Consider the following 13,229-nt stretch of genomic DNA (forward strand, 5'->3'; position numbering starts at 1 on the left):
AGTTTAATTTACCTAAGCTGGGTAATGGTTATTTTATTACTCGAATTTTCCGCTGATATTTGCATTAGAAGTGATGGGAAATGCCCGCGCAAATAACAAATGATGAAACCCATGTTTATTGAAAAAATAAAGTCGGCTTGGCCTGGTGATATGTTGAAGCGCGTGCGCATGTCACACTTAACTCTGTCCAAGGTACAGCGCCATTTAGGTAAGATTATGATTCTGATACCGATGTTGCTGCTGATTCTCTACTTATTGATTTTTAGCCAGCCACGCTATCTCAGTGAATCTAAAGTTGCCATCAAACATTCCAACGATCTCAATGGCAGTAATCTGAACGTAGCTTTGCTGATGGGCGCTGGTAACCCAAGTTCTGCCGAAGATGCCTTATATCTGAAAGAATATATTAATTCTCCTGATATGTTGGCGGTCTTGGATAAACAGCTCGATTTTCGTCAGGCTTTCGGTCACAGCGGTTGGGATTTTTTCTATCATTTGTCTGATAGCGCCACTCGTGAGCAATTCCTTAATTATTACCGTAACCGTATCTCTGTTTCTTACGATGATAAAACCGGTTTGCTCACCATTGGTACACAGGGGTTCTCACCTGAATTTGCCCAAAAATTCAATCAGGCTGTTTTGAAAGAATCCGAACGATTTATCAATGAGATCTCACACCGCATTGCCCGCGAGCAGTTGCTGTTTGCTGAAAACGAAATGCAGGACGCGCGCACGCGGTTAAATAGCAGCAAAACCGAGCTACTCACTTATCAGAACAGCAATAATATTCTTGACCCTGAAGCTCAGGCTTTGGCCGCGACCTCATTGATTAATACGTTGGTAAGCCAGCGCATCCAGATGGAAGCGGAATTGCGTAACCTACTGACTTTCTTGCGTGAAGATGCACCTCAGGTGGTCAGTGCACAAAATGCACTCAAGTCACTCGCCAGCCAGATTGATAATGAAAAAAGCAAAGTCACCGCACCCGATGGGCTCAAATTAAACCGTATGGCGGTGGATTTTGAAGAGATTAAAGCCAAGGTGCAGTTCGATACTGATATCTACAAATTGACCCTGACATCAATTGAGAAAACCCGCGTTGACGCGGCAAGAAAGCTGAAGATGTTATCGGTGATCAGCTCTCCTCAGTTACCGCAGGAATCAAAGTTCCCCAGCAGTTTGTATCTGCTTATCAGTTGGTTACTGGTTTGTTGCTTACTTTTTGGCACCGTCAAATTATTGCTGACGGTGATTGACGATCATAAAGATTGACGCTGTTTTAACGCTATTTCTAGCTTGTCGGAATGATACCGCAGGCAGTAACTCAGAGCATGCTATGAAATTATTGAAATCTGTTCTTCTGATTATTGCCATACAGGCAACATCCGCTCAGGCCGTTGATCTGAATGCCGATCCCAATATGACGGGGGCGGCACCGTTGCCGTCGATTATTTCTGGTCAAAGCCAGCGGTCTTATAACGACAGTCAGTTTGACGATACCCCCCCACCGGTGATCCCGGTGGTGATGAGCCGCATGTTTGGTGCGCAGCTCTTTACTTCGGTCTCTGCGGCGGATAGTGGTTCCAGTATCGGTTTCAATCCAAACTACGTGGTGAGTTTGGGGGATCAGATCCAGGTACGGTTATGGGGAGCATTTAACTTTGAAGGTGCGCTGAGTGTGGACCCGAAAGGTAATATCTTCTTGCCAAACGTTGGCCCGCTGAAAGTGGTTGGCATCCCAAATAGCCAGATAAACAGCGTGGTGACGGCCAAAGTCAAACAGGTCTATCAGTCGAATGTGAATGTCTACGCCTCTTTATTGCAGGCTCAACCGGTCAAGGTGTTTGTCACCGGTTATGTTAATAACCCTGGTTTGTACGGCGGGGTGGCATCTGACTCGTTACTCTCCTATCTCAGTAAAGCCGGTGGCGTCGATACCCAGAGTGGCAGCTATGTGGATATCAGCATCAAACGTGGTAACCGCGTGCGCTCACAGGTTAACTTGTACGATTTTCTCCTCAACGGCAACTTGGGGCTATCACAGTTTTCTGACGGCGATACTATCGTGGTCGGTCCACGCCAACACACTTTCAGTGTGGAAGGCGAAGTGTTCAACAGCTACGACTTTGAATTCCGCAATAGCACTATTCCGGTGAGTGAAGCGCTGAGTTGGGCACGCCCTAAGCCGGGGGCCACCCATATGACCATTATTCGCCAGCAAGGTACGATTAAGCGCAGTGAATACTATCCGCTTAGCTCTGCACCAGGGCGCTCATTACAAGATGGCGATAAGCTGATTATCAGTACGGATCGCTACTCAGGAACCATTCAGGTTCGGATCGAAGGTGCGCATTCTGGCGAGCATGCCATGGTACTGCCCTATGGTGCGACCATGCGTCAGGTTCTGACAAAAATCCGCCCAAATAGCATGTCGCAAATGGACTCGATCCAACTGTATCGCCGCTCGGTCGCGCTGCGTCAGAAAGAGATGCTTGACCTATCACTGCAAAAACTCGAAGAAGCCTCTTTATCTGCACAGTCTTCCACCTCAGAAGAGGCCCGTCTGCGGATGCAAGAAGCACAGCTTATCAGCCGCTTCGTTAACAAAGCCCGCAACGTGGTACCCAAAGGCGAAGTGGTGCTCAATGAAAGCAATCTTGATCAGGTGATTTTGGAAGACGGTGACGTGATTAAGATCCCTGAAAAGACCTCACTGGTCATGATCCATGGCGAAGTGATGTTCCCGAATGCGGTGAGCTGGCAGAAAGGGCTTAGCCCGGATGATTACATCACCAAGGTTGGCGGTTATACGCAAAAAGCCAGTAACACCAAAGTCATTCTGATTAAACAGAATGGTGAAGCGCTGAATGCTGAAGACGTTAAGACGCTGCAACCGGGTGACGAACTGATGGTATTACCGAAGTTTGAATCGAAAAACATCGAAGTAACGCGGGGGATTTCGACCATTCTTTACCAGTTGGCAGTTGCCGCTAAAGTGGTGCTAACACTCTGATGATAGGCATCTTTTCGGCAGGGATCTATCGCATTGAGCATCTGGAAAACTTTCTGGCTGAGCCATGCTGCAAGCTGTCATCGTTGCGATCAATTCCGCCGGGGATAAGTGCGGTGGCGGTGTGGGGCCATCGTCCGAGCGGTGATAAAGCTGTCGCGTTAGCGCGTGCTGCCAGCTTGCCTGTTGTGCGTCTGGAAGACGGCTTTATCCGGTCGCTGGGATTGGGTGTGTCCGGTTGCCCGCCGTTGTCGATGGTGGTGGATACTCAGGGTATCTATTACGACGCCAGTGGTGCCAGCTCACTGGAATCGCTGATTCTTGACCAGGCCGGTAACCAACCACTTTATGCCGACGCCCGAGAGGCAATGCAGTTAATTGTTGATGCTGACTTGTCGAAATATAACCTGGCACCGGCATTCAGCGGCGCGCCTGCGCAAGGTGATGCGGTATTGGTCGTGGACCAGACTTTTGGTGACATGGCTGTTAAGTACGGCAATGCCAGTGCGGCGGACTTTGAGGCTATGTTAGATGCCGCGCTGAATGAAAACCCACAGGCAGAGGTTTGGCTGAAAATTCATCCCGATGTTTTACAGGGTAAGAAAGCAGGCTACTTCAAGGCAATATCAAAAAATCCACGCATCAAGTTGCTGGCAGAAAATGTCAGCCCGCAGTCGTTATTGCGCCAGGTCAGCCGTGTGTATGTGGTGACTTCGCAATATGGTTTTGAAGCGTTGCTGGCGGGCAAATCTGTCACGGTATTTGGTCAGCCTTGGTATGCCGGTTGGGGATTGACTGACGATCGCCACCCACAGGCTGGCGGATTATCGGCCCGGCGTGGGCTGGCCAGTTTGCTGGATTTATTCAGCGCCGCCTATCTGCGATACAGCCGTTATATCGATCCCTGTAGTGGGCAGCCGGGGACATTATTTGATGTGTTAGACGGCCTGTTGATGCAAAAAAATCATCAGCTACAACGCCAGGGGCAGTTATGGGCACCGGGATTAACACTCTGGAAACGCAGTATTTTTTTACTGTTTTTAAAGACCACACTGAACAACGTCTCTTTCAGAGAACGTAAAACATCGAACACGGCTTGTGTGGTATGGGGCAATAAAGGCGAACAGCGCTGGCAAGCAAAGGCTCAGGCGCAAAACGTGCCGGTATGGCGTATGGAAGATGGGTTTATACGCTCATCGGGGCTGGGGTCTGACTTGCATCCGCCGCTGTCGCTGGTACTGGATAAAAGCGGCATTTACTACGATGCCACCCGGCCGAGTGATCTTGAGTCGTTACTCAATAGCAGCCGGTTAACTGACCTACAGCGAGTGCGGGCCGCAAAACTTCGCCAGCGGTTGGTCAGCGCCAAAATCAGTAAATACAACATTGGCGCGCCATTCAGTCTGCCGCCGCAAGCCAGTGGTAAACGCATTCTGCTGGTATCCGGCCAGGTGGAAGACGATGCATCCATTTTGAGCGGAACAATCAGTATTCGTACCAATAGTGAACTGCTGAAAACGGTGCGCCAGCGTAACCCGGACGCTTTCATTATCTATAAGCCGCACCCGGACGTATTGGTTGGCAACCGGCAAGGGCATATCCCTGCCGCTGATATTGCGCGTTGGGCTAACACTCAGGCGCAGGATGCCGACATCATCCAATGCATTCAGGCTGCGGATGAGTTGCATACTTTGACGTCGCTTTCGGGCTTTGAAGCGCTATTGCATGGGAAGCAGGTATTTTGCTACGGCATACCTTTTTATGCGGGTTGGGGGCTGACACAGGACGAACATCCAGCACCACGTCGGCAGCGCATATTGACGCTGGATGACTTGGTCTATCAGGCGTTGATCGCTTACCCGACGTATGTTGACCCTCTTCGGCGTGAAGCAATAACCGCAGAACGGGCGTTAGACATATTGGCGACTCAGCCACGTGCCGAAATGCAATTTAGTAAAAGAAAGGCGGGCAGGATTATGCGTAATTATAGAAAACTGCTCATGCTAACTAAAGTAACAATGAACTTATAAATCAGTCTGTTAAATAATAATGGTGGCGTGTTTATGCTTACAGATTGCCGTGCACTGACAACACTTCTTGCTGGGAAGAAGTACCTGCTGTTACAAGGCCCGATGGGACCTTATTTCAGTGATACCGCTGAGTGGCTCGAATCTCAGGGGTGCGAAGCGGTGAACGTGGTATTCAACGGTGGCGACAAGTTTTATTGCCGTAAGCGAGACTATTTGGTGTTCAGGCAGACGCCGAAAGAGTTCCCCACCTGGTTGAAAGATACCTGGCAAGATTACCACTTCGACACTATTTTGTGTTTTGGCGATTGCCGCCCGCTACATCAGGTTGCCAGACTTTGGGCGCAGACCAAAGGGGTGCGTTTTCTGGCGTTTGAGGAAGGCTACCTCCGCCCGCATTTTATTACCCTCGAAGAGGGCGGGGTGAATGCGTTTTCCGCCTTGCCACGTAATCCTGATTTCTACCGTAAGTTGCCAGAAATTAAAGCACCGGTCGCCAAAAAATTGACATCATGCTTTAGTCTGCGGGTGCGCCGTTGCATAGGTTATTATCTGGCGGGCTGGTTTTACCGCCACCAATTCCCACAATATCGTCACCATAAATCCTTTTCACCCTGGTATGAAGCCCGTTGCTGGATACGTGCTGCCGCGCGTAAACAGTGGTACCGATTCTTGCAACGAAAAGTACTGAGCCAACTACAGGGTGAGCTTGACCAGCGCTACCATCTGGTGGTTTTACAGGTCTACAATGATAGCCAGATCCGCAACCACAGCCCATACAACGACGTGCGTGATTACATCAACGACGTAATGTATTCATTTTCAAAAAAAGCCTGTAGTGACCAGTGGTTAGTTATCAAACATCATCCTATGGACAGGGGGCATCGCCTGTACGGGCCATTAATCCGTAAACTCGGTAAGCAATACAACATCAGCGAGCGAGTAAAATATGTACACGATTTGCCGATGCCGGAACTGCTGACTCACGCCAGGGCGGTGGTCACGATTAACAGCACGGCTGGGTTATCAGCCCTTATTCATAACAAGCCGTTGATCGTTATGGGTAACGCGCTGTATGACATGAAAGGGTTAACGTTTCAGGGGCATCTTAATCAATTTTGGCAGTCTGATTTCAAGCCAGATATGAAGTTATTCAAAAAATTCCGGCTATATATACTGAGAAATACCCAGATTAATGCGGTTTATTATGGTGATAACCAGCTTGAACTGATACCTACGGTAAAGACCGAATATAAAGACGAATATTACCAGATCCCGGTTTAGTGAGTTTGAGGGATACCTTTCAAGATGGGGCGGAGAAATGATTATTGCTGATGCCGATAAATAATACAGATAACACTGCTGCAACCATTTTCCGATTATTGTTGCGCTGCCACCTCTGGTTAGTATTAGCCTCAGCCGCCTCATACACATTATCGCTACAAGCTGCTCAACTGACATGCTATTTACCTGATGCCACCACGTTACAGGGGAATATCAGCTTGCAGCCGCACTGTATTTATCGTCAATCCCTCCTGATATCGCACAGCAATACTCACCTCGACTGCCAAGGGGCTACGTTGGAAGGGGACAATAATCTGCCCTTTGGTATAATGGTCAATAGCAAAGGCAAACCACTAAAAAACGTCAGCATCAAAAATTGCCACATCCGCAACTTTAGGCACAGCGGTATCCGCATTACCTCTACTATTCCGGCTAATCAACTTAGCACCGATCACCAGATTAATTATCACAGAACGCCGACGGGTATTCTTATCGACGCAGTGATAGTGACTGGCAGCGGGCGAGTAGGCATTTATTTTGATGACTACGTGACTGACTCCACCCTCAGTAATTCTACTGTCCAGCAATCTTATATGTCAGGAATATATCTGGAGCACTCATCGCGCAACAACCGGATTATTAATAACCGTATCGTGAATAATGGTCATGAGAGTCTGGGGCGGGGCAAGCGGGAAGGATTAGCGGTGGATTCATCCGCCAATAATCTGATAGAGGGGAATCTATTTAAAGGCAATGGCGCGGGTGGTGTGTTTTTGTATAAGAACTGCGGCGAGCATTACAGCAGTGGGAAGTCTGTTATCCGCTGGCAGCACAGCGACCACAATATTATCCGCAATAACACCTTTACCGACGAGCAGATCGGCATTTGGCTAGCCTCCCGCCAAAGCAGAGATCTCTCTGGTTTTGATTGTGGTGATAACCCCAAAGATAATTCTGGTAAGTACTTTGCTGATTACGCCGATAACAATGTATTGGAAGGGAATAAGTTTATTGGCACTCGTGTAGATATTAAAGATGAGGGGGTTGGGAATATACATTAACGATTGGGTTGATATTTTTAATAGTAGCTCTAAAAGGTTATTAATCAGTTAGAGCTGTGATGATATAAATTAATTTTTTTTATAACCATTAGGGTTTTTTACTTGCCAATTCCAACTATCCCTTATCATTTCCGATAAGTCTTTCTGTGCTTTCCAGCCTAACTCTTTATTTGCCAATGAAGAGTCTGACCAACACTCTGCAATATCACCTGTTCTTCTTGGTGCGATCTTATATTTGATGTCTTTATTAGATACTTTACTTAAAACGTTAATGATTTCAAAAACTGAATATCCCTTACCTGTACCAAGATTATATACAGAAACACCATCTATACTACCAGTTTTTTTTAAAGCAGCTAAATGGCCTTCTGCAAGATCCATAACATGAATATAATCTCTTATACCAGTTCCATCAGGCGTAGGATAATCGTTACCATAAATAGAAACGTATTCTAACCGGCCAATTGCAACTTGCAATAAATATGGGACAAGATTATTTGGAATCCCATTAGGATCTTCACCGATCAGTCCAGACTCATGTGCCCCTACAGGATTAAAATAGCGTAAGCATGTAGCATTAAATTTTGGTTCAGCATTAGAAATACTTTTTAGCATTTCCTCAACGATCAGTTTTGATTCACCATAAGGGTTAGTTGTTCCTCCAGTTCTACAGTCTTCAGTTAATGGTTTTTTTTCTGGTAAGCCGTAGACAGTAGCTGAAGAGCTAAATATAAAGTTGTAGACTTCAGCCTTAAGCATTGCGTTAATTAAATTCAAAGTGCCAGAAATATTATTTTTATAGTATTTAATTGGTTTATTAATAGACTCACTAACGGATTTTAATCCCGCAAAATGAATTACAGACTCTACTTTATTTTTTCTAAAAATATCATTTAGTATATTAGTATCTAATATATCACCAATAATGAAGTCTATTTTATTATTGGTGATTCGCTCAACCATTTCTATTGCTTTCTTTGATGAATTTGATAGATTATCCAGAACAATTACCTTATAACCGTCTTCGAGTAACTTTATTACTGTATGCGAGCCTATATAACCTGCGCCACCTGTTACTAATATTGACATATATTCACCTTAACTCATATTGATTTTTATTATTTCTTAGGTAAGACAATGTTTGATAATATTTTTTGCAAGAAAATTATAAGCCCTATCATTAAAGTGATATATATCATTCTCTCTAAGTAGATCGAGTGTTGATATTTCAATCTCTGAGTATATATATATATTTTCGAACGTAGAGGTTAATCCATTTATTGCCTCTAAATATAAATCACTCCTTGATTTAAGATTTTTGTCATTCTTTAATGATATTGGGAATGGAAGGAAAATAATCTTACATCCTGGATTTTTTGAAGTTATATACTCAAATACACTGCTATAGCTTAGAACATAACTCTCCACAGAAATAAAACTATTATTAAATGTAAACTTATCAGCCTTTTCGGTTAAATACTTCTCATTAATAAACATTGGTGTTTTAAGCTCAATGTGCTCATATAGTTTGAAAAACAATTCAGCAAAGTTATCAAATATGAAAATATCAACTTTGCCAGATTCTATACAACTAAGAATATTATTAAGAGGTACTTTATCTTCTTTTTTAGGTAGAGCTCGCCCTAATCCGATATCAGCCAATTGGTTGTCTATAGTATTGACGTAATTAAATTCATCCAAAAGTGTTAAACCAATATTGTTTTTAGTAAGTCTAGGGTAAATTTCCTTTATGTAAATTTGATCAAATTGGTCAATTCTATTATGTTGGACACTGCTTATTCTTAACCAATTATCAAACATTTTAGATAATTGTTCAGCGACACTTGCCGATAAGCAGCTTCCAAATGAACAAATTAATTTCATTGTTTATGAATTACCTTGTTTTTTGTATGAAAGAGGTTTTTCCACATATCGTGGATGAATGACTTAGGTTCTCTTACCAGTTTTCTTAATTTTCTAAATTTTTTATATATGACAGGACTTTTTGAATATGTGTTATTTTCAATAGGATGAGCTATCTGTTTGGGGATTTTTTCTAGTTTTGAATTAATTATATGACTGAAGTCGGAAATGTTATTTTCAATTAATGGAATTAACGAAATGTCATTTGGTCTTACTTTTTCTCTTATCGCCAAAAGATTTATCTGTCTACTCTTTAAGCTATTAATTATGGCGTTTCTAACTTTTCTCGAACCTTTTAGTGTATCTTGCCATATCAAACTTATTTCATCAGATATACAGTCAATTGATACTCCTTTGTTGTCTAGTATTGAGTGACCGTAAGTATAAATATTAACGTCAAATTCTAGAGATTGAAGTAATACTGTTGAATTTATACCAATAACTGAGTGCGCATTTTGTATTAGGGTATTAGTATCTAAACTCTTCTCTATTTTTACTCTATCGCTTGCAAATTTATCATAGCGATCAGTATTTTTATCCAACGGGTGAGGTTTTACTATTAATAATGTTCTATCAGATATTTGATCAATGATATGTTTAATGAAGGTTTCATTGTTTTTGAATCTTGGAGAGTTGACGATCAAGTTAGTATCATTCTCTAACTGTGTAACTAAAAGCGCATAGTCGCCAGAAATTTTCACCTCAGCATTGCAATTATCAAATGTCTTACCGCATAGCTGTTCAGATGTTTGACTAGCTAAATAAGATAAGCCATTTACACCCCATTTATCGAAGTAAACATGATCTTTTTGGGGGAACCATCCTAATTCTGAATATACTATTGGGATTTTAAGTTCTTTTAATGCTCTTAATACATGAGTGTAAATAGGATGGGAACCATTATGAAATAATATGAAATTTGGCCTGTAATTTTTTATTTGAGTTATTAATCGAGACGTATTTTTAACCCAATCGAAATGACAAAAATATTTTTTTTCTATTTCAAAAGGATCATGTTTAAAAACGGTATGATGACCCAATGGCTGTCTGGATACATACCTATACTCATAACCTAAATAAGAAATTACGGGCCCCCAAAGCTCTTCAATATGTTCATTCGAGTATGCGACTCCAAATACTCTTAATTTATTTATCTCCTGGTGTGATATTTCACTCCTAACAGGTTCATATACATGATGTTTTGCATTGTTCATGCCAAAATAAGGTGCTATTTCTTTTTTTGTTATTTCTTTAATTAGAGATGAAATTCCATTATTAAAGTCTTTATTAATATTATTAATGCTTGTCTCGAAATGATTTTTTTCTGGTTGGTTCTCGACAAAATTTATTATTTTTATAGCGAAGTCTCTATAATCACCAAATTTTGCACATTGTAAAACAGTAGGGGGGGATATTTCTTTATTGCCACCAACATCCCAAGTTACAACCGGAACATGGCATGCTAATGCTTCTAGTATCACCATACTACAATTTTCAAAATTACTTGGTAGCATCAGGCACTTAGATTTTCTGATTAAATCAAATCTCGCGTTACCTAATATTTGTCCTTTTTTATGAACTTTACATTTTACTTTAGGTGATATTTTAAGTGTTTCAGACTTTGCACCAAATAATAGAACATTGAAGCTATCTGGTAAATATTCTAGTATTCTATTTATATGAGCTGTGCCTTTTAACTCTTGAAATCTACCCATAAACACTAAGTCATATATTTTTTCAGGTTTTAACTCTGGTTCCTCAATATCTATTGGGTTTTTATAATATGTGACTTGTGTGTTTTTTAATTCATTTTCTATTTCTTTTATTAAAGCATAAGAAGGAGATGAAACTAATTTTGCTTTATATATTACCCTAAGTTCATTTGAGTATTCTTGTTGATTAGGAGTGTGCCCATCGTATTTTTGGGCAACAGCCAAAGGACAATGTAAACGGATGTGAACATTATATTTTGATGGGAGGAGTAACGTTGATGCTCTTGCCTCTGGCGCTTCTATGATAACATCATCAAACCCAAATTTAGTTGTTATATATCTTAAGACTTCTTCCCTGAATTCAATTGGAGAGAGATTTTTTTTATTGTCAAAGCTGACTAAATCAATATCATTAACTACATTTTTTAGATTTTTAATGTAATTGGCAATTCCATGACTTGCATTATGATAAGGGTTAATAACTAGATACTTCATGAACCATTCCTTAATGTGAATTTAATCTGTAGACTAATTTAATTAATTGAGAGTTTTTGTTTTTTTGTATGTTTCCGTTACATGTCCAACAGAGTTAAAAAATACCTATTTTTAACTATATAAATAACTACTTGTGATATTTTATGTCGTTTTTATTTTTCCAAATGATTGTTGTTATATCAATTATTTTATTTTTAATTCTATTTAAAATTTTTAATTAAATTAAATAAAAACTATATCCCTTCATCAACTTTATAAACCGCAATCGCTTCATCCACTGATTCGAAATATTTCACTTGATTATCTCGGCCAATAAATAGTGCAGCATCGCAGAACTCTTTTAGTGAACCAAGGCTGTGGGAAACCATAAGAAAGCTGGATTCCTGGTGGCGGGATTTGAATAACTGCGCACATTTTTGCTTAAAGCGTGCATCACCTACGGCGGTGACCTCGTCCACCAGATAGTAATCAAACTTAAATGCCATGCTCAGGCCAAAACCCAGGCGGGATTTCATGCCGGAAGAGTAGGTTTTGATTGGCATATCAAAGTATTTGCCAAGCTCGGCGAACTCCTCAACAAAGGCTACTTTCTCTCGTAATTCACGGTCTGTTGCATACAGACGGGCGACAAACTTAACGTTTTCACGCCCGGTCAAACTCCCTTGGAATCCACCCGCCAACCCTACTGGCCAGGAGATCGTTTTATCGGTAATAACTTTGCCGCTATCAGGCCGATCGATACCACCGATAACCCGTAATAGCGTGGATTTACCGGACCCATTGCGTCCAATCAGGGCCACACTTTTATTGGCAGGGAACTCGACATGCAGATTTTTAAAAACGTAATGGCGGCCAGCCGGGGTACGGTAAGATTTGGTTAGATTTTCAATTCTGATCATGAGGTTAGCATCGCCTCTTCACCGTTACGGTACAGCACTAGCCCGACAAACAAACTGACTAACGCGCAGAAGGCTAAATAGTATAAGTTGGCACCTTCGCTGATATAACCCGGAACGACGGCTTCACGGCATAGCTCAACGACATGGACTAACGGATTCCACAATAAGTACGGCCAGTAATCCTTTGGGATTGAATGGAGCGGAAACATAATGCAGGAAATAAAGTAGAGCGGCTTTAACAGAATGGGTAGAAATTTCTCGGTTTCGGGGAAGGTCTTTCCTATCACCATAAAACTCAGGCCGATGCCACAGGAGAAAATGATTAGCATTAACCAAACCAGAACCAGTGAAATAAGGTTAACGACTTCAAACTCTTCGCCAAGCAAGCCGACGATCGCCATCAGTAAAACGTAAACTACCGCATAAATCAGTGACTCTAAAATAGCGCGGGCAATGATGGTGTCTATCGGCCTTACCGGGCGATAGTTAAATAAGCCTTGGTTGGCTTCTATGGCACCAATTGAACGGTTACTGATATTGATGAAGACGAAGTAGGGGACAATCCCATTAATCAGAAAAACCGGGAAGGAGATGTCTGGCATGGTGCGCTGCATAATGTAGCCGAAAATGCCTAGCAAAATGAGCATGTGAGCCATAGGTTCTAGCGCCGCCCAAAGATAACCCAGCCGATACTTGCCAAATCTGGTTTTAATTTCCCTCAGAAACAAAGCATTAACGGCAGCTTTTTGTACTTCGAAACCACTACGAGCCATCTGTTGTTGTCCAAAAAGTTAATTTGGTTTGTCCACGCTACCGCC

The 13,229-nt window shown here is 42.2% G+C and carries 10 protein-coding genes; 5 read left to right on the forward strand and 5 right to left on the reverse strand.

Features of this window, described 5'->3' with window-relative positions; all coding sequences use genetic code 11:
* Positions 1-99: 99 nt before the first annotated feature.
* The 5 genes from A6J67_RS09875 to A6J67_RS09895 all read left to right on the forward strand — a co-directional run bounded on the left by A6J67_RS09875 (position 100) and on the right by A6J67_RS09895 (position 7,382).
* The gene (locus A6J67_RS09875; protein ID WP_005183784.1) at positions 100-1,272 is read left to right on the forward strand and encodes a capsule polysaccharide transporter; all 1,173 of its coding nucleotides are present in this window, start codon (positions 100-102) and stop codon (positions 1,270-1,272) included.
* 64 nt (positions 1,273-1,336) lie between these two features.
* Complete coding sequence (locus A6J67_RS09880; RefSeq protein WP_032905966.1) at positions 1,337-3,013, forward strand: polysaccharide biosynthesis/export family protein; 1,677 nt, start codon at positions 1,337-1,339, stop codon at positions 3,011-3,013.
* Positions 3,013-5,040, forward strand: coding sequence for a capsular polysaccharide biosynthesis protein (locus tag A6J67_RS09885; RefSeq protein ID WP_050296761.1), 2,028 nt, complete (start codon positions 3,013-3,015; stop codon positions 5,038-5,040). Before A6J67_RS09880 ends, A6J67_RS09885 begins: the two co-directional genes overlap by 1 nt.
* A gap of 33 nt (positions 5,041-5,073) precedes the next feature.
* On the forward strand, positions 5,074-6,321 hold the full coding sequence (locus A6J67_RS09890; RefSeq protein ID WP_050296760.1) for a capsule biosynthesis protein: 1,248 nt from the start codon (positions 5,074-5,076) through the stop codon (positions 6,319-6,321).
* Positions 6,322-6,371: 50 nt separating this feature from the next.
* Positions 6,372-7,382 carry a right-handed parallel beta-helix repeat-containing protein gene (locus A6J67_RS09895; protein ID WP_105165827.1) on the forward strand — a complete coding sequence of 337 codons (1,011 nt, stop codon included), beginning with the start codon at positions 6,372-6,374 and terminating at the stop codon, positions 7,380-7,382.
* Between the two features lie 69 nt (positions 7,383-7,451).
* Here A6J67_RS09895 and galE read toward each other — a convergent pair whose 3' ends face one another.
* From galE to A6J67_RS09920, 5 genes are all read right to left on the reverse strand, one after another.
* A complete protein-coding gene (gene galE, locus A6J67_RS09900) occupies positions 7,452-8,471 on the reverse strand; it encodes a UDP-glucose 4-epimerase GalE (protein WP_050296759.1) in 1,020 nt (339 codons plus the stop codon).
* Positions 8,472-8,507: 36 nt separating this feature from the next.
* Positions 8,508-9,266: an SGNH/GDSL hydrolase family protein gene (locus A6J67_RS09905; RefSeq protein ID WP_080608153.1), complete on the reverse strand. Its 759-nt coding sequence runs from the start codon at positions 9,264-9,266 to the stop codon at positions 8,508-8,510.
* A complete protein-coding gene (locus A6J67_RS09910; RefSeq protein WP_050296757.1) occupies positions 9,263-11,512 on the reverse strand; it encodes a glycosyltransferase in 2,250 nt (749 codons plus the stop codon). Before A6J67_RS09910 ends, A6J67_RS09905 begins: the two co-directional genes overlap by 4 nt.
* A 233-nt stretch (positions 11,513-11,745) precedes the next feature.
* Positions 11,746-12,411 (reverse strand): ABC transporter ATP-binding protein, encoded by a 666-nt coding sequence (locus tag A6J67_RS09915; RefSeq protein ID WP_050088797.1) that lies wholly within the window; start codon positions 12,409-12,411, stop codon positions 11,746-11,748.
* Positions 12,408-13,184, reverse strand: a complete 777-nt coding sequence (locus A6J67_RS09920) for an ABC transporter permease (protein WP_050073551.1) — start codon at positions 13,182-13,184, stop codon at positions 12,408-12,410. Before A6J67_RS09920 ends, A6J67_RS09915 begins: the two co-directional genes overlap by 4 nt.
* Positions 13,185-13,229: the final 45 nt, after the last annotated feature.

Origin of the sequence: Yersinia sp. FDAARGOS_228, from assembly GCF_002073315.2 — a bacterium.
Lineage (GTDB): Bacteria > Pseudomonadota > Gammaproteobacteria > Enterobacterales > Enterobacteriaceae > Yersinia > Yersinia intermedia.

What these genes read in the sequence shown, in the direction of transcription:
- A6J67_RS09885 (WP_050296761.1), top strand. Translation starts at nt 3,013, where the DNA reads ATGATAGGCATCTTTTCGGCAGGGATCTATCGCATTGAGCATCTGGAA.
- A6J67_RS09880 (WP_032905966.1), top strand. Translation starts at nt 1,337, where the DNA reads ATGAAATTATTGAAATCTGTTCTTCTGATTATTGCCATACAGGCAACA.
- A6J67_RS09905 (WP_080608153.1), bottom strand. Translation starts at nt 9,266, where the DNA reads ATGAAATTAATTTGTTCATTTGGAAGCTGCTTATCGGCAAGTGTCGCT.
- A6J67_RS09915 (WP_050088797.1), bottom strand. Translation starts at nt 12,411, where the DNA reads ATGATCAGAATTGAAAATCTAACCAAATCTTACCGTACCCCGGCTGGC.
- galE (WP_050296759.1), bottom strand. Translation starts at nt 8,471, where the DNA reads ATGTCAATATTAGTAACAGGTGGCGCAGGTTATATAGGCTCGCATACA.
- A6J67_RS09875 (WP_005183784.1), top strand. Translation starts at nt 100, where the DNA reads ATGATGAAACCCATGTTTATTGAAAAAATAAAGTCGGCTTGGCCTGGT.
- A6J67_RS09920 (WP_050073551.1), bottom strand. Translation starts at nt 13,184, where the DNA reads ATGGCTCGTAGTGGTTTCGAAGTACAAAAAGCTGCCGTTAATGCTTTG.
- A6J67_RS09890 (WP_050296760.1), top strand. Translation starts at nt 5,074, where the DNA reads ATGCTTACAGATTGCCGTGCACTGACAACACTTCTTGCTGGGAAGAAG.
- A6J67_RS09895 (WP_105165827.1), top strand. Translation starts at nt 6,372, where the DNA reads ATGCCGATAAATAATACAGATAACACTGCTGCAACCATTTTCCGATTA.
- A6J67_RS09910 (WP_050296757.1), bottom strand. Translation starts at nt 11,512, where the DNA reads ATGAAGTATCTAGTTATTAACCCTTATCATAATGCAAGTCATGGAATT.